The 21764-nt window shown below is 68.1% G+C and carries 21 protein-coding genes; 15 read left to right on the forward strand and 6 right to left on the reverse strand.

Going from position 1 to position 21764, the window contains the following annotated elements; genetic code table 11:
- Positions 1–18: 18 nt before the first annotated feature.
- The gene (locus KF889_21955) at positions 19–813 is read left to right on the forward strand and encodes a hypothetical protein (GenBank protein ID MBX3502114.1); all 795 of its coding nucleotides are present in this window, start codon (positions 19–21) and stop codon (positions 811–813) included.
- 47 nt (positions 814–860) lie between these two features.
- Here KF889_21955 and KF889_21960 read toward each other — a convergent pair whose 3' ends face one another.
- From KF889_21960 to KF889_21970, 3 genes are all read right to left on the reverse strand, one after another.
- Positions 861–1565: a GIY-YIG nuclease family protein gene (locus KF889_21960; protein ID MBX3502115.1), complete on the reverse strand. Its 705-nt coding sequence runs from the start codon at positions 1563–1565 to the stop codon at positions 861–863.
- Between the two features lie 116 nt (positions 1566–1681).
- Entirely contained in the window at positions 1682–2554 is an 873-nt protein-coding gene (locus KF889_21965) for a DUF4238 domain-containing protein (GenBank protein MBX3502116.1), read from the reverse strand.
- Between the two features lie 39 nt (positions 2555–2593).
- Positions 2594–3610, reverse strand: coding sequence for a polyprenyl synthetase family protein (locus KF889_21970; protein ID MBX3502117.1), 1017 nt, complete (start codon positions 3608–3610; stop codon positions 2594–2596).
- A gap of 421 nt (positions 3611–4031) precedes the next feature.
- Here KF889_21970 and KF889_21975 point away from each other — a divergent pair, with 421 nt between their 5' ends.
- The 10 genes from KF889_21975 (at position 4032) to KF889_22020 (ending at position 15661) form a co-directional block, all read left to right on the forward strand.
- Positions 4032–4775 carry a methyltransferase gene (locus KF889_21975; protein ID MBX3502118.1) on the forward strand — a complete coding sequence of 248 codons (744 nt, stop codon included), beginning with the start codon at positions 4032–4034 and terminating at the stop codon, positions 4773–4775.
- A gap of 210 nt (positions 4776–4985) precedes the next feature.
- Positions 4986–5861, forward strand: a complete 876-nt coding sequence (locus KF889_21980; protein MBX3502119.1) for a S49 family peptidase — start codon at positions 4986–4988, stop codon at positions 5859–5861.
- Positions 5862–5942: 81 nt separating this feature from the next.
- Positions 5943–6431 carry a hypothetical protein gene (locus tag KF889_21985; protein ID MBX3502120.1) on the forward strand — a complete coding sequence of 163 codons (489 nt, stop codon included), beginning with the start codon at positions 5943–5945 and terminating at the stop codon, positions 6429–6431.
- A gap of 26 nt (positions 6432–6457) precedes the next feature.
- Positions 6458–6709, forward strand: coding sequence for a hypothetical protein (locus tag KF889_21990; protein MBX3502121.1), 252 nt, complete (start codon positions 6458–6460; stop codon positions 6707–6709).
- A 94-nt stretch (positions 6710–6803) separates the two neighbouring features.
- Positions 6804–7697: a glycine--tRNA ligase subunit alpha gene (locus tag KF889_21995; protein ID MBX3502122.1), complete on the forward strand. Its 894-nt coding sequence runs from the start codon at positions 6804–6806 to the stop codon at positions 7695–7697.
- A gap of 166 nt (positions 7698–7863) precedes the next feature.
- Positions 7864–10041 carry a glycine--tRNA ligase subunit beta gene (gene glyS, locus KF889_22000; protein MBX3502123.1) on the forward strand — a complete coding sequence of 726 codons (2178 nt, stop codon included), beginning with the start codon at positions 7864–7866 and terminating at the stop codon, positions 10039–10041.
- Positions 10042–10051: 10 nt separating this feature from the next.
- Positions 10052–12727, forward strand: coding sequence for a pyruvate, phosphate dikinase (ppdK, locus tag KF889_22005; GenBank protein MBX3502124.1), 2676 nt, complete (start codon positions 10052–10054; stop codon positions 12725–12727).
- 175 nt (positions 12728–12902) lie between these two features.
- The gene (locus tag KF889_22010) at positions 12903–13790 is read left to right on the forward strand and encodes an ATP/GTP-binding protein (GenBank protein MBX3502125.1); all 888 of its coding nucleotides are present in this window, start codon (positions 12903–12905) and stop codon (positions 13788–13790) included.
- A gap of 11 nt (positions 13791–13801) precedes the next feature.
- Complete coding sequence (locus tag KF889_22015) at positions 13802–14566, forward strand: SDR family oxidoreductase (protein MBX3502126.1); 765 nt, start codon at positions 13802–13804, stop codon at positions 14564–14566.
- A gap of 60 nt (positions 14567–14626) precedes the next feature.
- On the forward strand, positions 14627–15661 hold the full coding sequence (locus KF889_22020) for a tetratricopeptide repeat protein (protein MBX3502127.1): 1035 nt from the start codon (positions 14627–14629) through the stop codon (positions 15659–15661).
- Positions 15662–15757: 96 nt separating this feature from the next.
- Here KF889_22020 and KF889_22025 read toward each other — a convergent pair whose 3' ends face one another.
- The gene (locus KF889_22025; protein ID MBX3502128.1) at positions 15758–16168 is read right to left on the reverse strand and encodes a PaaI family thioesterase; all 411 of its coding nucleotides are present in this window, start codon (positions 16166–16168) and stop codon (positions 15758–15760) included.
- 55 nt (positions 16169–16223) lie between these two features.
- Between KF889_22025 and KF889_22030 the strand changes: the two genes are divergently transcribed.
- Positions 16224–17081, forward strand: a complete 858-nt coding sequence (locus KF889_22030) for a DUF4743 domain-containing protein (protein ID MBX3502129.1) — start codon at positions 16224–16226, stop codon at positions 17079–17081.
- 129 nt (positions 17082–17210) lie between these two features.
- On the opposite strand, the gene KF889_22035 is transcribed toward KF889_22030, so the two are convergent.
- Together KF889_22035 and KF889_22040 are read right to left on the reverse strand one after the other, a co-directional pair.
- A complete protein-coding gene (locus KF889_22035; GenBank protein MBX3502130.1) occupies positions 17211–17606 on the reverse strand; it encodes a cupin domain-containing protein in 396 nt (131 codons plus the stop codon).
- 11 nt (positions 17607–17617) lie between these two features.
- Positions 17618–18082 carry a VOC family protein gene (locus KF889_22040; GenBank protein ID MBX3502131.1) on the reverse strand — a complete coding sequence of 155 codons (465 nt, stop codon included), beginning with the start codon at positions 18080–18082 and terminating at the stop codon, positions 17618–17620.
- 54 nt (positions 18083–18136) lie between these two features.
- Between KF889_22040 and KF889_22045 the strand changes: the two genes are divergently transcribed.
- From KF889_22045 to KF889_22055, 3 genes are all read left to right on the forward strand, one after another.
- Positions 18137–18775, forward strand: coding sequence for a TetR/AcrR family transcriptional regulator (locus tag KF889_22045; GenBank protein ID MBX3502132.1), 639 nt, complete (start codon positions 18137–18139; stop codon positions 18773–18775).
- 96 nt (positions 18776–18871) lie between these two features.
- Positions 18872–20254 carry a tetratricopeptide repeat protein gene (locus tag KF889_22050; GenBank protein ID MBX3502133.1) on the forward strand — a complete coding sequence of 461 codons (1383 nt, stop codon included), beginning with the start codon at positions 18872–18874 and terminating at the stop codon, positions 20252–20254.
- A 32-nt stretch (positions 20255–20286) separates the two neighbouring features.
- Positions 20287–21696, forward strand: coding sequence for an amidase (locus KF889_22055; GenBank protein ID MBX3502134.1), 1410 nt, complete (start codon positions 20287–20289; stop codon positions 21694–21696).
- Positions 21697–21764: the final 68 nt, after the last annotated feature.

Genomic DNA, 21764 nt, shown 5'->3' on the forward strand with positions numbered 1-21764 from the left:
AGAGGTACGATCACTCCTATGAGGCCAACATACTCGACCGAAGCGATCAAACAGCTTCATGAGGGCCTAGAGTCCGTCCATCCGAAATATACCAAGCTCCTGATGGCCTATCATGCCTGGGCATACGGTAATCCTTTGGCCGAAGTCATGGCGCGGCAAGGTTACTGTCGCCGGCTCCGCATCCTCGTCCACTGCGTCCAGACGGCATTCGCTACTATTCCACCTGCGTCCAATGTGATCCCGTCCGACGAACCCCGGAGTGTGTGCACAATCTGCCTTCAGGCGTTCGTTTTGAATGTCTTTGGCTGCATGGACAATCTCGCCCAGATTTGGGTCAAAGAGCGTGGCATCAAGAGGTCTAATGGCAAGGAAATACCCCCACTCCTTATGGGCTTAGGAGCGAAGTGTGAGGACGTTCGAGAGTCGCTTTCTAGAGACTTCCAAGACTATCTCGATTCCAGCCTCATGAAGGGATGGTTCGCTTATCTGGAAGACTACCGGCATGCGCTCGCACACCGCATACCGCTGTACATCCCACCACATGCGGTAGGGCAATCTAACGCCGCTGCGTACAACGAGCTGGAGAATAGGATGCGCGAGGCGCGACATCGCCTCGATATGGACGAGCACGATCGCCTTGAAGCAGAACAGTTGCAGCTGTGCAGCTTTCTCCCGGTGGCGACACATGCTTGGGACGAGACGACGCGTCCGATCCTCTTCCATAGCCAGATGCTTGCCGACTACGAAACTGTCGTTGACCTTGGTTGGCGTATGCTCAGAGAACTCGATCCAAGCACAAGCGCTGCGCGGTAACGAAGGGGGAGCTGTCCAACGCCAGCGAGAGGAAAGGCGCTTGTGTTTCAGCCAGTCTCTTGAACGAACTTCACGATGCTTTCGACCTCATCAAGCGTGGTATCAAACCACTCCGTGCCAGGGGCATCGCGCTTGCGCCCGCGTGCACGCAAAATTGAGTGGATCGCTTGCTCAACGGCAGCCACCTGCTGAACCTTCCATGTGCGCAGGACTGTGGGATTCTCGAAGCAGCACGTCTGCCTGCATTGCTGCTGAACTCGTGCATCCGCGTCATCTGCTCGAGTCAAGCCGATCTTGATTGGGAATCTCACTCCTTCCCGAACAATCGTCGGAAATGAATACATGTAAATGAAGCCCGCGGTGTCCACAAAACCGACAGGTCCAGCCTCCTCATCAGCGATTGCATCGGGATCGGCATCCGCCTCGGCTATCTCTTCATCCTCTTCTAAGTTGGAGACATTCCTGAACATGCCGTCTCCGACTCGCTCAAAAATACGAAGATTCTTCGCAAGGAACGGTATGTAGAAACCAAAGATTCTACTCATCCTCTGGAGCACATCGGACTGCGCTTTGCGAATCTGAATATCGAGCTGTTCCCTCGTGTAGGTGTCGTTCAGCACCTTCTTGGATAGGTCCCGCAACAGAAAGGGGACGTCGCCGTACGGACGCGCAAGTTCGACGATGCGTGGGAGTATCTCATACCGGGTTGCCTTGTAGACGTAGGAGCGTGTCGGTTCGAACGGAATGGCCATCGTGATCACCCCCAGTACGGGCGCAGGCGCGCCTTCAATCATTAGATCGACGCGCGGAAAGTATGGCAATCACCTTACGTGCGCGCGCTTTTGTACTCGGAAGCGCGATGTGGGCGTTAGTCGTTGAGCAGCCGGGGATTGTCCTGCACTTGCAGTCCGTTGCGCCAAAGCGGCTCGAGAAGACTAAGCTCGATGCGGCCGTAGACTCGCTCGCGAGCTCGGTGGATGAGGGATGCGTTGACCTTGGCTGCGAGGTCAGAGTGATCTGCCCGCGCGATGTTCTCAGCGAAAGCCTCCGTATGGGCAGCGACGAACATGCTCCGGGGCGATAGCGGCATCACGATCGAGAACTGAGGGTGGCTCGGGTTCTGCCAGAACCAGAGCGGTCGGTCAGTAGTGATGAGGGGCGCATTGGAATCGGGGATAGTGTGGGCGGACCACTTGAGGTCTACATACTCCCGGATACGGTCCGAATTTGTGATGTGGCGGGCCATCGTATCGAGGCCGAAGTTGTCGATCAGGCCAGGGTAGTGCTTGTCGATCCACTCGACGAATGTCGCTTCCGACGCGCTGCCCTTGGCGCGCTCGTACTCATCGGGGTTCTTGAGAAATGCTTCGCGGGCGCTAGCTGCATACTTGGCCCGCGCCTCGTTGACGATGCCGGGTACGCGGGCGTTGGCGGCGATCAGGAAAACCGCCCAAGCAGCACGCTCGTCCGGGGTCAGATCACAGTCCTCGAGCTGTAGCATCTTGCGGTGGATCGGCGCGGCCGCGTTGTCGATCGGACTAAACAGGCTCTCTTCGATGATGTGACGCTCTGTATCGGGGACCTTGTCCTTGGCGTAGAGGTCATCCTCGTAGCCCGTGTTCTCCGGCGTCCGCCGGCCGGGCACGATGCGGTCGTTGATCCACTGATAAAAGGGGACTTTGCCGTCTGGCTGCTCGGCCCACTGCTTGAGATAGAAGACGGGCACGTAGTGATGCCGCACGTTCGGCTCCGCTCCTTTGCGGCTTCCCAAACTGTGGCCTCAATGCGCCCGCTCGATCGCGAAATCGACCGCCTCGACCATCGCCCGCTTCACCGCGCTGTCCCCAAACAACCCCAGCGCATCGCGCGCCATCGCACCGTAATGCCGTGCGCGATCCAGCGTATCGGCCAGCGCCCCATGCTTCTGCATCAGCTCCAGCGCGCGCTGCAGGTCCGCGTCGTTCTGCTCGAGCTTCTCCATCACCCGCTTCCAGAACGCCCGCTCCTCGGCGTCGCCGCGCAGGAAGGCGAGGATCACCGGCAGGGTGACCTTGCCCTCGCGGAAATCGTCGCCCACCGCCTTGCCGAGCTTGGCGGCGCTGCCGCCGTAGTCGAGCGCGTCGTCGACCAGCTGGAAGGCGATGCCGAGGTTCAGGCCGTAGGCGGCCAGCGCGTCGCGCTCGGCGCGCGGGCGGCCGGCGATCACCGGCGAGACCTCGGCGGCGGCGGCGAACAGCTTGGCAGTCTTGGCCTTGATGACGTCCATGTAGACGCCTTCGCCGATCGAGATGTTGTTGGCGACGGTGAGCTGCAGCACCTCGCCCTCGGCGATCACGCTCGAGGCGTTGCTGAGGATGCCCAGCACCTCGATCGAGCCGACCTCGACCATCAGCTCGAAGGCGCGGGTGAAGAGGAAGTCGCCGACCAGGACGGAGGCCTTGTTGCCCCACACCGCGTTGGCCGCCGGCTTGCCGCGGCGCAGGTCCGAGCCGTCGACCACGTCGTCGTGCAGCAGGGTGGCGGAGTGGATGAACTCGACGCAGGCGGCGAGCTGCACGTGGTGCTCGCCGTTGTAGCCGCAGAGCTTGGCGGCGGCGATGGTCAGCAGCGGTCGCATGCGCTTGCCGCCGGCGCCCACCAGGTAGTCGGCGAGCTTGGGGATCAGCTGCACCGAGGACTGCATGCCCGAGGCGATCACGCGGTTGACGCGCTCGAGATCCTGGGCGCACAGCGCCAGCAGCGGCTCCAGACTCGGGCCCCTGCGGCGCTTGTCGTCCAGCGTTACCACCACGGCCATGTCGCATCCCCATTTCCCTGGGCGACGTGTCGCACGCTCAAGATGTTGGCGCAATGCGAACCGGCGACAAGCCGCACCGTTGTCGCGGATGGCGATTTACCTTTTTCTCCCTCTCCCCGCTCGCGGGGAGAGGGTCGGGGTGGGGTCGTAGCAGATTGGGCACGACGGCGGTGCGCCACCTGAATCAGCCCCTCACCCCAACCCTCTCCCCGCAGGCGGGGAGAGGGAGTTATTGGCGACGCTTCCTCTACCTTCCCCCGGAGGGGGAAGGTGGCGCGCAGCGCCGGATGGGGGATGCCTCAACAAAACCGGTGTCCGCCTTCGACATCCCCCTTCCGCCCTCCCGCCTTCGCGAAGCCCGCTTCGGCGGGCGAAGCAAGGTCGGGCACCTTCCCCCTCCGGGGGAAGGTAAGATGGGGCGATGACCGATCGAACCGACGACTCCCTCCTGGGCGGCCGGGTGGCGCTGTGGCAGCGGCGCGCCGGCTATCGCGTGTCGATCGACGCGGTGTTGCTGGCGGCGGCGGTGAGCCCCCGGGCCGGCGAGCGCATCCTCGATGCCGGCTGCGGCACGGGCGCCGTCGGGCTCTGCCTGCTGGCGCGCGAAGGCGCGACGGCCTTCGACATCGTCGGCCTCGAGGCGCAGCCCGACATCGCTCTGATGGCGCGCGAGAATGCGCAGCGCAATGGGCAGGGCGAGCGCTACGCCATCGTCGAGGGCGACCTCGCGCATCCGCCGGCGGCGCTGCTGGAGCGCGCCTTCGACCAGGTCGTCAGCAATCCGCCTTTTCTCGACGCGAGCGCGGGCACGCCCTCGCCGGACGCGTCGGCCGACAGGGCCAACCGCGAATCGGCCCTCGACCTCGCGGGCTGGATCGCGCGCTGCCTGGCGCGGCTGCGCTCGCGCGGCACGCTCAGCCTGATCCAGCGCGCCGACCGTCTGCCGGCGATCCTCGCGGCGCTCGACGGCAAGGCGGGCGAGATCACCGTGCTGCCGCTGTGGCCCGCCGCCGGCGAGCCGGCACGGCGCGTGATCGTGCGGGCGCGCAAGGGCGTCGGCGGCCCGGCGGTGCTGCTGCCCGGGCTGACGCTGCACGGCGGGCAGGGCAAGTACACCGCCGAGGCCGAAGCCATCCTGCGCGATGCAGCGCCACTGGTCCTGTAGCTCTCTCCCTCTCCCCGCGTGCGGGGAGAGGGTCGGGGTGAGGGGGCGATTGAGGTTGCGCACGATGGTGGTGCGCCACTCGATGCAGCCCCTCACCCCAACCCTCTCCCCGCAGGCGGGGAGAGGGAGTGATGAGCGCCGCTGGAGCGGCGCGGCCCCAACGGCCAAGGCCCTTGCACTCGCGCCGCCGCACCCGACATATGACGGCGCATGTTCGAGAGATTGCGCGCGGCGTTGGCCCGCATTCCGTTGCTGGGCGTCCGCGCGCCGGTTGTCGTGCCCGTGGTGCGCCTGTCGGGCGTGATCGCCGCGCGCGGCGGCTTCGGGCCGGTGCTGTCGCTGGCTTCCGTCGCGCCGCGCCTGCAGCGGGCGTTCGCGCTGCGCGGCGCCAAGGCGGTGGCGCTGATCATCAACTCGCCCGGCGGCTCGCCGGTGCAGTCGGCGCTGATCGCAAAACGCATTCGTTCGCTGGCTGAGGAGAAGAAGCTGCCGGTGCACATCTTCGTCGAGGATGTCGCGGCTTCGGGCGGCTATTGGCTGGCCTGCGCCGGTGACGACATCTTCGCCGATCCCTCGTCGATCGTGGGGTCGATCGGTGTGATCTCCGCCGGCTTCGGCTTCCAGAAGGCGCTGGAGCGGCTGGGCATCGAGCGGCGCGTGCATACCGCCGGCGAGAGCAAGGCCATGCTCGATCCCTTCCAGCCGGAGGATCCTGAGGACGTCGCGAAATTGCGCCGGCTGCAGGACGAGATGCACGCCACCTTCAAGCGCTGGGTACGCGAGCGCCGCGGCGAGCGGCTGACGGCCGACGACAAGACCCTGTTCGAGGGCGAGTTCTGGACCGGCCAGCGCGGGCTGGAACTCGGGCTGGTCGACGGGCTGGGCCATCTGCGCGAGGTGCTGCAGGAGCGCTACGGCCGGAAGGTGCGCCTGCCGCTGGTCGGCGAGCGCCAGCCCGGCTTCCTGCGCCGCATGCTGGGGCTGACCGCGGTGTCGGTGACCGGCCGGGAGTTGGGCCGCGACTGGGCGGAGGGGGCGCTGGAGGCCGCCGAGCAGCGCGCGCTGTGGTCGCGCTATGGGCTGTAGATCGCACTTGCGGTGTGAGCAATCACTCATTAGACTGGCCCGCGACCCATAGAAATCCATAGAACGCGCGGGAAAAGTCCAATGGCCGCAACAGTTTACGGCTTCCCCACCGGACCCCGGGGATACGACATCGTCGACAGCATGATCATGCCCTACTGGAAGCCGGCGCTGCGCGACCTCGGCAAGCGGGTCGAGCATCCCTGGCAAGCGGGCTACAAGCTGCACGTCAGCGCCCAGCCGCGCGACGCCGAGAAGGTCGCCAGGGCGGTGCTGCCGGTGCTGCAACGGGCCAATCTCGACCACAAGGTGGTCTCGCCGCGGACAGCCTACGAGGAGATGTGCCAGGGCGTGCAGGCCGGCAAGTTCATCACCATCTATCCGGGCCCGCTGATTAACAACTATATACGGCTGGTCGGCGAGCTCGAGCCGGTGCTGAACGGGCTCAGGACCGGCGGCGTCTCGCCGGGCCCGACGCCCCGGGACCGCCAGCAGGGCCACTCCATCGCCGAGAACAAGGCCGGCACCAGCGGCTTCCTCTGGTACATCACCACCAACAGCTACTTCAAATAACGGCGGCAGCGGCTTACAAGGACCGCATGAGCGGGTTCCTCGGCAAGCTGCTGACGATCGCGGCGGTGATCGTCATCGCCTGGTTCGGCTGGCGCTGGTGGCAGCGGCAGATCGAGAAGGTGACCGCCCGGCCGCGCCCGCCGCAGCCGGCGCCGCCGCCGCCCGCCGCCGAGCCGGCGCCGCGAGCCGGCAAGCCGGCGGTCGACCTCGTCGCCTGCCGCGTCTGCGGCGCCTGGGTGCCGGCCGGAACGGTCCACTGCGACAGGCGGGCGGCGTAGGGCGCTGGCTTGACCGCCCGGGGAAGCGGCACCTATATGGTGCACCGCCGAAATCCCGCCTAACCGGGCGGAAATCCATCGGGAATTCAAGATCGTGGCCCTCGCCGCCGAGGCTGGAAAGCCGACCTGTTTCCAGGAGCTGATCCTGACCCTGCAGCGCTATTGGGCGCGGCAGGGCTGCGCCATCCTGCAGCCTTACGACATGGAGATGGGCGCCGGCACCTTCCACACCGCCACCACGCTGCGCGCGCTCGGCTCCGAGCCGTGGTACGCCGCCTATGTGCAGCCCTCGCGCCGGCCCAAGGACGGCCGCTACGGCGAGAACCCCAACCGGCTGCAGCACTACTACCAGTTCCAGGTGATCCTGAAGCCGTCGCCCAACGACATCCTCGACCGCTATTTCGGCTCGCTGCGCGCCATCGGCATCGACCCCGACCTGCACGATCTGCGCCTGGTCGAGGACGACTGGGAGAGCCCGACCTTGGGCGCCTGGGGCCTGGGCTGGGAGGTCTGGTGCGACGGCATGGAGGTGACGCAGTTCACCTACTTCCAGCAGGTCGGCGGCATCGAATGCGAGGTGACCTCGGGCGAGATCACCTACGGGCTCGAGCGGCTGGCGATGTACCTGTTCGACAAGAAGAGCGTCTACGAGCTGCCCTATAACCAGCCGGGCTCCGAGGTGCCGCTGACCTACGGCGAGGTCTTCCTGCGCAACGAGCGCGAGCAGTCGGCCTACAATTTCGAGCGCGCCGACACCGCGATGCTGTTCCGCCACTTCGCCGACGCCGAGAAGGAATGCGGCGCCCTGCTGAACCATAGCAATGCAAAGCTGGCGCTGCCGGCCTACGAGCAATGCATCAAGGCGAGCCACGCCTTCAACCTGCTCGACGCGCGCGGCGTGATCAGCGTCACCGAGCGGCAGGCCTATATCGGCCGCGTGCGCGCGCTGGCCAAGGCGTGCTGCGAAGCCTGGCTGACCAAGGCCTGAACCCATGCGCAGACGGACTCGCTTGCCCAGCTATTACCTTCCCCCGGAGGGGGAAGATGGCGCGAAGCGACGGATGGGGGATGTCTCAACGCGCGCGGTGTTCGTCTTCGACATCCCCCTTCCGCCCTGCGGCCACCTTCCCCCTCCGGGGGAAGGCAGGTAGACCATGGCCAAGCTAGTCCTCGAACTGCTGTCCGAGGAGATCCCCGCGCGCATGCAGGCGCGCGCGGCCGAGGATCTCAAGCGGCTGTTCGGCGAGGGGCTGACGCAGGCCGGGCTCGACTTCGCCTTCGCCGCCGCCTTCGCCACGCCGCGCCGGCTGGTGCTGGCGATGGACGGCATCCCGCTGCGCTCCGCCGACGTGCGCGAGGAGAAGCGCGGCCCGCGCACCGACGCGCCGGCGCGCGCCATCGAGGGCTTCCTCAGGGGCGCCGGGCTGACCTCGCTGGACCAATGTGAAAAGAGAGACACCGGCAAGGGCGAGTTCTACTTCGCGGTGAGCGAGAAGAAGGGCCGCAACGCCACCGAGGTGCTGCGCGAGGTCGTCGGCCGGGTGCTGAGCGGCTTCCCGTGGCCCAAATCGATGCGCTGGGGCGCGCGGCCGCTCAGCTGGGTGCGCCCGCTGCAGCAGATCCTCTGCGTCTTCAACGGCGTGCCGCTGAAGGGCGGCATCGTCGAGAACCGCGCCGATTCGCCGGATTTCTACTTCGACGCCGCGGCCCAGGGCGGCACCGGCTCACGCTTCGTATTCGTGGAAAGCCCCCGTGAAAGCGACATCATCGTGCCGGCGCGCGAGACCACGCGCGGCCATCGCTTCATGGCGCCCGGCGAGATCCGCGTCGAGGGCTATACCGACTATGTGCGCAAGCTGAAGCAGGCCTACGTCATGGTCGATGCCGAGGAACGCAAGGCGGTGATCCGCACCAAGGCCGAGACCGCCTGCCGCGAGGCCGGCGTCACCCTGGTGAAGGACGACGGCCTGCTCGCCGAGGTCGCCGGCCTGGTCGAATGGCCGGTGCCGATGATGGGCACCATCGACCGCGAATTCATGGACGTGCCGGCCGAGGTGCTGATCACCTCGATGAAGACGCACCAGCGCTACTTCGCCTGCCATACCCGCGGCGGCGAGCTGGCCAACCGCTTCGTCGTCGTCGCCAACACCGTGGCGCCCGATGGCGGCCGGGAGATCGTCGCCGGCAACGAGCGCGTCCTGCGCGCGCGGCTTTCCGATGCGCGCTTCTTCTGGGACCAGGACCGCAAGGCCAGGCTCGCCGACCGGCTGCCGGCGCTGAAGGATATCGTCTTTCATGCCAAGCTCGGCACCCAGGCCGAGCGCGTCGAGCGCATCGTCAAGCTGGCGCAGGCGATCGTGCAGGCCGAGACCTGCGGCTTCTTCCACATGACCGATCCGGCGCATGTCGAGACCGCAGCGCGGCTCGCCAAGGCCGATCTCACGTCGGGCATGGTGGGCGAGTTCCCCGAACTGCAGGGCGTGATGGGCGGCTACTACGCGCAGATCGAGGGCCTGCCGCTCGAGGTCTCGATCGCGATCGCCGATCACTACGGACCGACGGGCCCCGACTCGCGCTGCCCCAAATCGCCGGTATCGGTGGCGGTGGCGCTGGCCGACAAGCTCGACACGCTGGTCGGCTTCTGGGCGATCGACGAGAAGCCGACGGGCTCGAAGGATCCCTACGCGCTGCGCCGCGCGGCGCTGGGCTCGATCCGCCTGATCACCGAGAACGGCCTGCGCCTGAAGCTGACCGAATTGTTCAAGGCCGCGGCCGCGGGCCGTGCGATCAACAGCGCCGAGCTGCTGGACTTCTTCGCCGATCGCCTGAAGGTGCAGGTGCGCGAGCAGGGCGTGCGCCACGATCTGGTCAACGCCGTCTTCGCGCTGGGCAACGAGGACGATCTCGTGCGCCTGCTGGCGCGCGTGAAGGCGCTGCAGGATTTCGTAGGCTCCGACGACGGCAGGAATCTGCTGGTCGCCTACAACCGCGCCGCCAACATCGTGAAGGCCGAGGAGCGCAAGGACAAGGCGCTGGCGGCCCAGGTCAGGAACCCGCCCGATGCCGCGCTGTTCGAGCAGGACGAGGAGAAGGCGGTCGCCGCCGCGCTGCGCAGCGCCGATGCGACGGCGGGGCCGGCCTTGTTGCGCGAGGATTACACCGCGGCGATGTCGGCGCTGGCGGCGCTTCGTGCGCCACTCGATTCTTTCTTCGAAAAGGTCACAGTCAATGTCGCCGACCGTCCCGATTTGCGCCTGAATCGCCTCCGATTGCTGCGGCAGATCAGTGGGACCATCGACCATGTCGCAGACTTCTCTGAAATTGAGGGCTAGTGAGCTCGCGATGACCAAGTGGGTGTATGGCTTTGGCAACGGCACCGCCGAGGGACGCGCCGACATGCGCAATCTCCTGGGCGGCAAGGGTGCCAACCTGGCGGAGATGTCGAGCATCGGCCTGCCGGTGCCGCCGGGCTTCACCATCACGACCGAGCTGTGCACGCACTACTACGACAACGAGAAGTCCTACCCCGGGGAGCTGAAGGGCGAGGTCGAGACGGCGCTCGCCGCCGTCGAGAAGATCGTCGGCCGCAAGTTCGGCGACGCCGCCAACCCGCTGCTCGTGTCGGTGCGCTCGGGCGCGCGTGCCTCGATGCCGGGCATGATGGACACGGTGCTGAACCTCGGGCTCAACGACGACACCGTGCTCGGCCTGGCGAAGTCGTCGGGCGACGAGCGCTTCGCCTACGACTCCTATCGCCGCTTCATCCAGATGTATTCCGACGTCGTGCTCGAGGTCGACCACCATCACTTCGAGGAGATCCTCGAGCTGAAGAAGGAAGATCTCGGTGTGCAGCTCGACACCGACCTGAAGGCGCAGGACTGGAAGGACGTCATCGCCAGATACAAGCGCGCGGTCGAGCGCGAGCTGGGCAGGCCCTTCCCGCAGGACCCGCACGAGCAGCTCTGGGGCGCCATCGGCGCCGTGTTCGGCTCGTGGATGAACCAGCGGGCGATCACCTATCGTCGCCTGCATTCGATCCCGGCTGACTGGGGCACCGCGGTCAACGTGCAGGCCATGGTGTTCGGCAACATGGGCGAGGACTGCGCCACCGGCGTCGCCTTCACGCGCGATCCCTCGACCGGCGACAACGTCTTCTATGGCGAGTACCTGGTGAACGCGCAGGGCGAGGATGTCGTCGCCGGCATCCGCACGCCGCAGCACCTGACCATCGCCGGCAAGCTGGCGCAGAAATCCGACAAGCCGGCGATGGAAGAGGCGATGCCCGACGTCTTCCGCCAGCTCGCCGAGATCCGCGCGACCCTGGAGCGGCACTACCGCGACATGCAGGACATCGAGTTCACCGTGCAGGGCGGCAAGCTCTACATGCTGCAGACCCGCAACGGCAAGCGCACGGCCAAGGCGGCGCTGAAGATCGCCGTCGACATGGTGCGCGAGGGGCTGATCGATTCGAAGGAGGCGGTGGCGCGCGTCGCGCCGGCCTCGCTCGACCAGCTGCTTCATCCCACGCTCGATCCCAAGGCCGAGCGCAAGGTGCTCGATCGCGGCCTGCCGGCCTCGCCGGGCGCCGCGTCGGGCACCATCGTCTTCACCGCCGACGAGGCGGAAAAGCGCGCGCGCGATGGCCAGAAGGTGATCCTCGTGCGGCGCGAGACCAGCCCCGAGGACATCCACGGCATGCACGCCGCCGAGGGGATTCTCACCTCGACCGGCGGCATGACCAGCCACGCCGCCGTGGTGGCGCGCGGCATGGGCAAGCCCTGCGTCGCCGGCGCCGGCGGCGTGCGCATCGACGCGGCCAAGGGCACGATGAGCGCGGGTGGCATGATCTTGAAGGCCGGCGATGCGATCACGCTCGACGGCGGCACCGGCCAGATCATGCTGGGCGTGGTGCCGACCATCCAACCTGAATTGTCCGGCGAGTTCGCCGAGCTGATGCAGTGGGCCGACGCGGTGCGCGTGCTGAAGGTGCGTACCAATGCCGAGACCCCGGCCGACGCCGCCCAGGCGCGCAAGTTCGGCGCCGAGGGCATCGGGCTCTGCCGCACCGAGCACATGTTCTTCGAGGGCGACCGCATCGTCGCCGTGCGCCAGATGATCCTGGCCGACGACGAGAAGGGCAGGCGTGCCGCGCTGGCCAAGATCGAGCCGATGCAGCGCCAGGACTTCGTCGAGCTGTTCGACATCATGGCCGGCCTGCCGGTGACCATCCGCCTGCTCGACCCGCCGCTGCACGAGTTCCTGCCGCACAAGCCGGCCGAGATCGAGGAGGTGGCGAAGGAGCTCAAGCTCGACGTGTCGGAGATCGAGCAGCGGGCCGCCAAGCTGCACGAGTTCAACCCCATGCTGGGCCATCGCGGCGTGCGGCTGGGCATCTCCTTCCCCGAGATCTACGAGATGCAGGCGCGCGCCATCTTCGAGGCCGTCGCCGAGGTGCAGAAGAGCCGCGGCAAGACGGTCGAGCCGGAGATCATGATCCCGCTGGTCGCGACGCGGAAGGAGCTCGACCTGATGAAGGAGGTCGTCGACCGCGTCGCCCGCGAGGTCGCGCAGCTCTCCGGCCAGAAGCTCGACTACAAGGTCGGCACCATGATCGAGCTGCCGCGTGCCGCGCTGCGCGCCGGCGAGATCGCCGAGACGGCGGAGTTCTTCAGCTTCGGCACCAACGACCTGACGCAAACCACCTTCGGCCTGTCGCGCGACGACTCCTCGTCCTTCCTCGAGCGCTACCAGAAGCGCGGCATCTTCGAGCAGGACCCGTTCGCCACGCTCGACATCGACGGCGTCGGCGAGCTGATTCGAATCGCCTTCGAGCGCGGCCGCAAGGCGCGCAACGATCTGAAGCTGGGCATCTGCGGCGAGCATGGCGGCGACCCGGCCTCGGTGTTCTTCTGCCACGAGGTCGGCCTCGACTACGTCAGCTGCTCGCCCTACCGCGTTCCCATCGCCCGCCTCGCCGCCGCCCAGGCCGCGCTCGGCGCGGCGCTGAAGACGGACTGACTCTCATCGCCGCGCCACCGCCGCCCACTACCCTTACCTTCCCCCGGAGGGGGAAGGTGGCAGCGCGAAGCGCTGACGGATGGGGGATGTCGAAGACGGACTCCGATATTCGTCTTCGATATCCCCCTTCCGCCCTTCGGGCACCTTCCCCCTCCGGGGGAAGGTCGTGGTGAGAATGGACAAGCCCGCGCTCGCGGCGGCGTTGGCGCGGCTGGAACGCCAGCCGGACGCCGACGACGTGCGTGCGCTGCTCGACGAGTCCCATCGCGCGCCACGCGCGCATGTCGTGGGCGTCACCGGTCCGCCGGGAGTCGGCAAGTCGACGCTGCTGTCGGCGTTGATCGCCGCATGGCGCGCCGAGGGCAGGACGGTCGGCGTGATCGCGGTCGACCCCTCGTCGCGGCGCACCGGCGGCGCGTTGCTCGGCGATCGCGCACGGCTGGCGACCGATCCGTCGGACGACGGCGTCTTCGTCCGCTCGATGGCTGCGCGTGATCGGCTCGGCGGGCTTGCCGAGCTGACATTGGGCGCCATGGTGATCATGCGGGCGATCTTCGACATCGTGCTGATCGAGACCGTGGGCGTCGGCCAGTCGGAAACCGACGTCGCGGGCGTCGCCGACACCGTCGTGTTCTGCGTGCAGCCCGGCTCCGGCGACTCGCTGCAGTTCATGAAGGCGGGCATCGTCGAGATCCCGCATCTCGTGGCGGTGACCAAGGCCGATCTCGGCGTCCTGGCCGAGCGGGCGGCGAGCGACGTCGCCGGCGCGCTGAGCCTCGCGGAGCCCGACACCTCGTCGTGGCAAGCGCGCACCCTGCTGGTATCGTCGCGCGAGCGCACCGGCGTGGCCGAGCTGCTTGCGGCGATCGACGCGCATCGCGCGCATCTCGCCGAAGGCGGTCGTCTCGCGCTGGCGCGCCATGCGCAGGCCGAGCTATGGCTGGTCGAGGCGATCCGCGAGCGCTTCGGCCGCCATGGCCTGGCGCGCGCCGGCGATCTGTCGTTGCGGCCCGGCGTGTCGCCCTTCGCGCGCATCGCCGAGCTGTCGCGCCGCCTGGGTTAGGGGAGAGGATCATGGATTTTCCGACCAATGGCTGCGCCCTGGTGGCCGGCGGCAGCGGCGGCATCGGCCGCGCCGTCATCCGGCGCCTGGCCGAGTCGGGCTGCGACGTCGCCTTCACCTATCGCGGCAACAAGGATTCGGCCGACGAGGCGCTGCGCGAGGTCTCGGCGCGCGGCCAGGCGGGCTATGCCGTCCAGGCGACGCTGGAGGACGACAAGGCGGTGGCCGAGGCGATCGGCCATGCGGTGGGCGCGCTCGGCCCGCTGCACACGCTGGTCTATGCCGCCGGCCCCTATATCGACATGCGCTACATCAGCCAGGTGACGCCCGAGAAGTTCCGCGCCGTGATGAACCAGGACGCGGTCGGCTGCTACGGCCTGGTCCACGCCGCCTTGCCCAGGCTGCGCGAGACCAGGGGCGCGATCGTCGTCGTCGGCACGCCGGCGATCCGCCGCTACGCCGCGCGCGACATCCTCTCGGTGGCGCCCAAGGCCGCCGTCGAGGGCGTGATCAGGGGCGTCGCGGCGGAGGAGGGACGCTTCGGCATCCGCGCCAACATGGTGGGCGTCGGCCTGCTGACCGACGGCATGTTCCATCGGCTGATGGAGAGCGGCGACTTCGACGAGAAATACCTCGAGGCGGCGCGACGCAACCTCGCGCTCAGGCGACTGGGCACGGCCGAGGATATCGCCGAGGCGGTGCTGTTCCTCGCCTCGTCGCGCGCCAGGTGGATCACCGGCCAGACGCTGATGGTCGACGGCGGCTACGCCCTGTAGGGTGCCTCCCGTTGGCTGGCGCCGGACAGGTGCTGGCCGGCTCGAGTCCCGGGGGCGGCCATGAGAACGATCACGACGGGCGTCACGATGTTGCTGGCGCTCGCGCTCGCCGTGGCGCCGGCGCTGGCGCAGGACATCGATCAGCAGGTGAAGGCCTGCAGGGGCGGCGGTGGTGTCGCCCCGGACGTGAAGATCAGCAGCTGCACGGCGATCATTCAGTCCGGTCGCGCGACCGGGCAGGAGCTCGCGCGGGCATATTTCTGGCGCGGCTCCGCGCAGCACGACAACCGGCAATACGACCAGGCGATCCAGGACTACGACCAGGCGATCCGCCTCGACCCGTCGAACGCTGTCGCCCTGATCTACCGCGGCAACTCCTACCGCAGCAAAGGCCAGCACGACCGGGCGATCCAGGACTACGATCAGGCCATCCGCCTGAAGCCGGACGATGCCTACGCCTTCACGTCCCGCGGCAGCGCCTACGAGCGCAAGGGCCAGCTCGATCGGGCAATCGAGGACTACGATCAGGCGCTGCGCCTCGAGCCGGCGAACGCCTTCGCCTTCAGCTATCGCGGCGACGTCCACATGAAGAAGGGGCAGTACGACCGGGCGATCCGGGACTACGACGAGGTGATCCGCCTGAAGCCGGACACGGCGTTCGCCTTCCGCGACCGCGCGGCCGCCCGCGAGCGGACGGCTCAGTACGAACGGGCGATGGAGGACTATGACCAGGCAATCCGGCTGGAGCCGTCGCACGCGGCGACGTGGCACGGCCGTTGCTGGGTCGGCGCCATTCTCGGCCGATTGGACCAAGCGCTGAAGGATTGCGAGGAGTCGCTGCGCCTGCGGCCAGGCGCGGCGATCGCCCTCGACAGGCGCGGCTTCGTGCATCTGAAGGCCGGCCGGCTCGACCCGGCGATCGCCGACTACGACGCCGCGCTGCGCCTCAGCCCGAGGAGCGCCTACGCACTCTACGGCCGCGGCGTCGCGCGCCGGCTGAAGGGCGACGCGGCCGGCGCGGCGCCCGACATCGCCGCGGCGGTCGCGATCAGGGCCGACATCGCCGAGGCGATGGCGAAGCTGGGCGTGCGCTGACGAGGGAACGGCGGAAACACCCTGTCATCCCGAGCGCAGCGAGGGATCCAGGTACCTCACTGGATTCCTCGCTTCGCTCGGAATGACAGACATTTTCTAACGCCACGCCCTGACGACGCAGGTCGCGGTGGCGTGCAGGATCGGGTCGATCGGTACGTGGCTGAACAGCCAGGCCTCGGCGTTGAGCAGCCGCCTGCCGCGGCGGATGACGCGCGAGATGCTCACCACGTCGGCTGCCTGCGCCGGGCGCACGAAGGTCGTGCTCATGGTCGAAACCAGCGGCACCGAGTGGGCGCCCAGCGCGGCCTGGCCGGCGGCATAGATCGCGGTGTCGGCGAAGCCCAGCAGGCTCGGGCCCGAGAAGATGTCGTTGGGCCCCAGCAGCGCGTCGCGGAAGGGAAAGCGCAGGCGGATGTCCTGGTCCTCGGCCTCCTCGACGATCACGCCGTGAAGGTCGAGCGCGGGCAGGCGGTCGGCGAGCAGGCGGGCGAGTTCGGCGGTGGTCAAGACTGGCGGGCTCCGGCCGGCGCGGCTATCAACCGCTTAGCATCTCATGGGTCCCATGTCCTTCCTCGATCACATCCGCGCCTGCAACGCCCACGATCTCTCGCAGTTCGAGCCCTGGAACATCGGTCCGCAGCGCGTCGGCTGGATCCACCACGACTTCGCGCCGCGCCTGGCCGCGCGGCCTGACCTGTTCGCGCGCATCGCCGGCGGCTGGCGACTGACGGATCGGCTGGGCGACGCGGCGGAGCGCACGATCGCCGTCGAAGCCTGGCTGCGCGAGCTGCGCGCCGAGGGCCTGTTCGGCGACTGGCGCGACGAGCGCTATCCGGTGACGCTCGACCTCAAGCGGCCGCCGCTGATGGACATGGAGCGCGCTGCGGTGGCCAACTTCGGCGTGCGCGCCTACGGCGTGCACCTGACCGGCTATGTGCGCCGCGCCGACGGGCTGCACATCTGGGTGCCGCGCCGCGCCTACGACAAGCCGACCTATCCCGGCATGCTCGACAACACCGTCGCCGGCGGTCAGCCCACCGGGCTCGGGCTGATGGAGAACGTGATCAAGGAATGCGCCGAGGAGGCCGGCATCCCCGAAGCGATCGCGCGTCATGCCCGGAGCGTCGGCTGCATCACCTACTGCTATCAGTCAGGCGTGCAGCTGGAGCCCGACGTGCAGTACGTCTTCGATCTCGAGCTGCCCGACGACTTCACGCCGGCGCTGGTGGACGGCGAGGTCGACTCGTTCGAGCTGTGGCCGGTGTCGCGCGTGATGGAGCGCGTGCGCGACACCTTCGACTTCAAGTACGATTGCAACCTCGTGCTGATCGACTTCTTCGTGCGCCACGGGCTGATCGAGCCCGACGATCCGGACTATCTCGCGATCGTCACTGGCCTGCGTGCGACGCTCGCCCAGTAGCTGCGTTAGCGCGACGAGCGATAAGTCAAACGCACCTGTCATCCCGAGCGCAGCGAGGGATCTAGGGTTGAGCCTGGATCCCTCGCTGCGCTCGGGACGACAGGTGACTTCAAGATTGCGCTCGCTGCGTTAGCGCGGGCGGTGCTCGGTGCCTGCACCCGCGGTGATGAACAGCGCCTTGGCGTGGCGGGCAACATCCGCCGTGTGCCAGACGCCTCGTGGATTGACCGCGTAGTCGCCGGCTCGCAAGGCGACGGTGCGCGGTCCGTCGGGCAGCTCCTGGATCAGCGTGATCTCGCCCTCGAGGCAGATCACCGCCTCGTCGCCCGCGGGATGTCGCTCCCAGCTCGTCCAGCTTTCGCTGAAGCTGTACTGCGAAACCAGCCGGCCTTCGCTGCCGTCGGCGGCGTTGCGTTCGCCGTAAGCGGTATACCATTCCATGCCGGTGAACTCGGGCTGCGGCACCGCCTTGGCGCCAAGCCCGAGATGGAGCGGAAACCGCTCCAGCGACCGCTGCATTGTCATGTCATCTCCTCCTAGCCACCCATCGCCTTGGTGTAGCGCTTCTGCATCTCCTGCGGCGAGACTTCCTCGATGCGGGTCTGCAGGTACCAGCTGTGGCCGAACGGGTCCGACACCATCGCCGTGCGATCACCGTAGAACTGGTCGGCCGGCTGGCGCAGCACCGTGGCGCCGGCATCGACCGCGCGCTTCACCGCGGCGTCGCAGTCGGGCACGTAAAGCATCATCTTGATCGGCGAGCCGCCCAGCGACGCCGGGCTGAGCGCGCCGAAATCGGGATACTCGTCGGAGATCATGATCGGCGAATCGCCGATCCTGAACTCGGCGTGGCCGATGCGGCCGCCCGGCTCGGTGAGGCGGAACTGCTCCTCGGCGCCGAACGCCTTCTTGTAGAAGGCGAGCGCGGCGGCGGCGTCGCGCACGGTCATGTACGGCGTGGCGCTGTGATAGCCCTCGGGCACGGACTTGACGGCGGCCATGGCGTGGTCTCCTATGCTGGTTGATTAATTACGTTACGTTGCGTAACATATATCATGCCTCGCACCCCTCCTGTCAAGCCGGCTCCCGCTGGAAAACCACGCCCGCGCGGCCGGCCGCGCGACGAAGGCGCGCGCCTGGCCATCCTGCGCGCGGCGCGCGAGATGCTGGAGGGCGGCGGCGTCGCGGCGGTGACCATGGAGGGCGTCGCCCAGCGCGCCGGCGTCGGCAAGCCCACGGTCTATCGCCACTGGCCCAATGCGCAGGCCGTCGCCATGGCCGCGCTACTCGAGGATGCGCCGGCGGAAGCCGGGACGCGGCCCTCGCGCGGTGCGCTGCCGGCCCTGCGTCGCCAGCTCCGGCAGATCGCCACGATGTTCGCCACGCCGATGGGCCGCAGCGTCACCATGATGCTCGCGGCCGCCGACCAGGACACCGAGCTCAGCAAGGCCTTCCGCAACCACTTCATCCTGGCGCGGCGCACCGACGGCAAGGCGCTGCTGGCGGCGGCGATCGCCGATGGAACGCTGCGGACCGATTTCGACATCGAAGTCGCGCTCGACATGATCTATGGCCCGCTGTTCTACCGGCTGCTCGCCGGCCACGCCCGGCTCGATGCGGCCTTCACGGAAGCGCTGCTCGATCACGTGCTGGCCGGGCTGGCGGTGCGGCGTCCCAGAGTCACGAAACCGTAACAGAACCGTGGCCGGCGCTTGGCTCGACTTCGACCGGTCCGCGTGACAAGGTCGCGGTGTCAACCACCTCGACGGGTTCGCTCGAACATCGCGCCCATGCTCAAGGACGCCCAGGGACTCGACATCGCCAACGCCGACGATGCCGCGATCCGCGCGATCGATCACGCGCTGGAGCAATGGCTTGGCTACGGCGATGAGCTCGACCGCTACGTCGCCTTCGCGCGGCAGGCGCGCGACGTGCCGCTGGTGCAGTTGCAGACCGCCGTTCTGAACCTGTCGCTGGAGTCGCCGGAGGGCTTCGCCGGCGCGCGCGCCTTCATCGACGCGGCACGGCTGCGCGAACGCGACATGAGCGAGCGCGAGACGCTCTGGCTGCAGGCGGTCCGTACCTGGGCCGACGGCGCGCAGGACCAGGCGAGCGACATCTTCGCGAGCATCGTCCGACGCTGGCCGCGCGACCTCTTCGCCGGCAAGACGGCGCAGCTGCTGTGCCTCGCGCGCGGCGACTTCGAAGGCATGCTGCGGATCGCCGAGGACTTCGTGCCGGCCAACGCGGAGATCGGCTACGTCTACGGCATGCGCGCCTTCGCGCTGGAGCAGCTCAACCGGCTGGACGAGGCCGAGGCCGACGCGCGCCGCGCCGTCGAGATGCGGCGCAACGATCCCTGGGCGCATCACGCCGTCGCCCACGTCATGGAGACGCGCGGCCGGCTGGAGGAGGGCATCGCCTGGATGGAGGGCCTCGCCGACACCTGGGAGAGCTGCAACGCCTTCATCTACGGCCACAACTGGTGGCACACGGCCTTGTTCTACATCGACAGCGAACGGCCGGGCCACGCGCTGAAGCTCTACGACACCCGCATCTGGGATCGTTGGAAGGAGTTCGGCCACGATCAGGCCAACGCGATCTCGCTGCTGGCGCGGCTGGAGCTGCGCTGGCTCGATGTCGGCGATCGCTGGAAGGACATCGCGCCGTACCTGGTGCCGCGCATCCACGAGCATTGCGCGCCGTTCCTCGACCTGCACTACGTCCACGGCCTGGCGCGCGCCGGCGAACGCGAGGCGGTCACCGAGATGCTGGCGAGCCTGGAGGAACGCGCCGAGCGCGCGCGAGCCTTCGAGCGCAAGGCCTGGCGCGACGCGGCGGTGCCGGCGGCACACGGCCTGGTGGCCTACGCCGAGGGCCACCACGCCGAGGCGGCGCGCCGGCTGGGCGAGGCGCTGCCGCACCTGCAATCGGTCGGCGGCAGCCACGCGCAGCGCGCGCTGTTCGAGGCGATCCATGTCGACGCGCTGATCCGCGCCGGCTGGAACGACCGCGCGCTCTCGCACCTGCAGGCGGCCGACCGCGCGCGCGGCGGCATCGCCCATCTCAAGCGCGATCTGGCGGCGATCTACGGACGCCTGGGCCGGGCCGAAGACGCCGAGGGCGCGCGGCTGCAGGCCGAACGCCTGGCGCGGCGATACCAGACGCACTGACCGGCCGACGGCCGCGACCGGGGGGACAGGCAATGAAGAGCGATCTCACGCAGGCCACGGCGAGCGAGCTGCTGGCGCTCTATCGCAAGGACAAGGCCTCGCCGGTCGACGTGGTGAAGGCGGTGCTGTCGCGCGCCCAGGACGTCAACCCGCGCATCAACGCGCTCTGCCTGGTCGACGCCGACAATGCGATAAAGCAGGCGCGCGCCTCGGAGAAGCGCTGGCGCAAGGACGAGCCGCTGGGCCCGCTCGACGGCGTGCCGGTCACGGTGAAGGAGCTGATCCGCGTCGCCGGCTGGCCCACCCTGATGGGCTCGAAGCTGGTCGATCCCGACCAGCGCTGGGACGAGGACGCGCCGGCAGTGGCGCGCCTGCGCGAGTGCGGCGCCATCCTGCTCGGCCAGACGACATCGTCGGAGTATGGCCACAAGGGTGTCACCGACAGCCCGCTGCATGGCGTGACGCGCAATCCCTGGAACACGTCGATGACCCCGGGCGGCTCCTCGGGCGGCGCGGCGGCGGCGGTGGCGGCCGGTCTCGGGCCACTTGCGCTGGGCACCGATGGCGGCGGCTCGGTGCGCCTGCCGGCCTCGTTCTGCGGCATCTTCGGGCTGAAGGCGACCTACGGCCGCGTCGCCGCCTGGCCGCCCAGCCTCAACGGCGATCTCTCCAACACCGGGCCGATGGCGCGCACCGCCGAGGACGCGGCGCTGATGATGAACGTCATCGCGCGGCCCGATCGGCGCGATCCCTGGTCGCTGCCCGAGCACGACATCGATTACCCGAAGAAGCTGAAGAACCGGCTGCGCAAGCTGCGGGTCGGGCTGATGCTGAGGTTCGGCGATCATCCGCTGGACCCCGAGGTCGCCGACATCGTGCCGGCGGCGGCGCGGCATTTCGAGGAGCTGGGCTGCCACGTCGAGGAGGCGGCGCCCGATCTCGGCGGCGTCGACGGCCGCCGGACCTTCGGCATCCACTGGCTGTGCTACGCGCAGCACCTCCTGAAGATGTATCCCGCCGACCGCCACAACGATTTCGATCCCAGCCTGCTGGTGATGGCGCGCGAGGGCCAGAAATACACCTCGGCCGATCTGGTGGCGGCGATGGCCGACCGCCGCGCGCTGTCGATCGGCTGGACGCGGTTCTTCGACAGGTACGACCTGCTGCTTTGCCCGACCTTGGCCGTGCCGGCCTTCGAGACCGGCCGCGGCGCGCCGATGGACGGCGACGGCAAGCCCAACATGCAGTGGTCGCCCTATACGGCGCACTTCAACCTGTCACGCCATCCGGCGGCCTCGGTGCCCTGCGGCCTGACGCGCGCCGGCCTGCCGGTCGGGCTGATGATCGTGTCCGGCCACTACCGCGACGCGCTGGTGCTGCGCGCCGCGCACCACTTCCAGACGGCGTTCCCGCTGAAGCTGCCGGTGCTGCCGGCGCATTGATTTCTTTGGGAGCGCCGGCGACCCGCCGGCTCTTCTCATGATGTCGGCGAGACGCTGGCGATCCCGAT

This window comes from Alphaproteobacteria bacterium, assembly GCA_019635875.1.
Lineage (GTDB): Bacteria > Pseudomonadota > Alphaproteobacteria > Reyranellales > Reyranellaceae > JAFAZJ01.

Excerpts from the sequence above, each read along its gene's own strand:
- KF889_21955 (MBX3502114.1), top strand. The coding sequence starts at position 19 with ATGAGGCCAACATACTCGACCGAAGCGATCAAACAGCTTCATGAGGGC.
- KF889_21960 (MBX3502115.1), bottom strand. The coding sequence starts at position 1,565 with ATGGCCATTCCGTTCGAACCGACACGCTCCTACGTCTACAAGGCAACC.
- KF889_21970 (MBX3502117.1), bottom strand. The coding sequence starts at position 3,610 with ATGGCCGTGGTGGTAACGCTGGACGACAAGCGCCGCAGGGGCCCGAGT.
- KF889_21975 (MBX3502118.1), top strand. The coding sequence starts at position 4,032 with ATGACCGATCGAACCGACGACTCCCTCCTGGGCGGCCGGGTGGCGCTG.
- KF889_21980 (MBX3502119.1), top strand. The coding sequence starts at position 4,986 with ATGTTCGAGAGATTGCGCGCGGCGTTGGCCCGCATTCCGTTGCTGGGC.
- KF889_21985 (MBX3502120.1), top strand. The coding sequence starts at position 5,943 with ATGGCCGCAACAGTTTACGGCTTCCCCACCGGACCCCGGGGATACGAC.
- KF889_21990 (MBX3502121.1), top strand. The coding sequence starts at position 6,458 with ATGAGCGGGTTCCTCGGCAAGCTGCTGACGATCGCGGCGGTGATCGTC.
- glyS (MBX3502123.1), top strand. The coding sequence starts at position 7,864 with ATGGCCAAGCTAGTCCTCGAACTGCTGTCCGAGGAGATCCCCGCGCGC.
- ppdK (MBX3502124.1), top strand. The coding sequence starts at position 10,052 with ATGACCAAGTGGGTGTATGGCTTTGGCAACGGCACCGCCGAGGGACGC.
- KF889_22010 (MBX3502125.1), top strand. The coding sequence starts at position 12,903 with ATGGACAAGCCCGCGCTCGCGGCGGCGTTGGCGCGGCTGGAACGCCAG.
- KF889_22015 (MBX3502126.1), top strand. The coding sequence starts at position 13,802 with ATGGATTTTCCGACCAATGGCTGCGCCCTGGTGGCCGGCGGCAGCGGC.
- KF889_22020 (MBX3502127.1), top strand. The coding sequence starts at position 14,627 with ATGAGAACGATCACGACGGGCGTCACGATGTTGCTGGCGCTCGCGCTC.
- KF889_22030 (MBX3502129.1), top strand. The coding sequence starts at position 16,224 with ATGTCCTTCCTCGATCACATCCGCGCCTGCAACGCCCACGATCTCTCG.
- KF889_22035 (MBX3502130.1), bottom strand. The coding sequence starts at position 17,606 with ATGACAATGCAGCGGTCGCTGGAGCGGTTTCCGCTCCATCTCGGGCTT.
- KF889_22040 (MBX3502131.1), bottom strand. The coding sequence starts at position 18,082 with ATGGCCGCCGTCAAGTCCGTGCCCGAGGGCTATCACAGCGCCACGCCG.
- KF889_22045 (MBX3502132.1), top strand. The coding sequence starts at position 18,137 with ATGCCTCGCACCCCTCCTGTCAAGCCGGCTCCCGCTGGAAAACCACGC.
- KF889_22050 (MBX3502133.1), top strand. The coding sequence starts at position 18,872 with ATGCTCAAGGACGCCCAGGGACTCGACATCGCCAACGCCGACGATGCC.
- KF889_22055 (MBX3502134.1), top strand. The coding sequence starts at position 20,287 with ATGAAGAGCGATCTCACGCAGGCCACGGCGAGCGAGCTGCTGGCGCTC.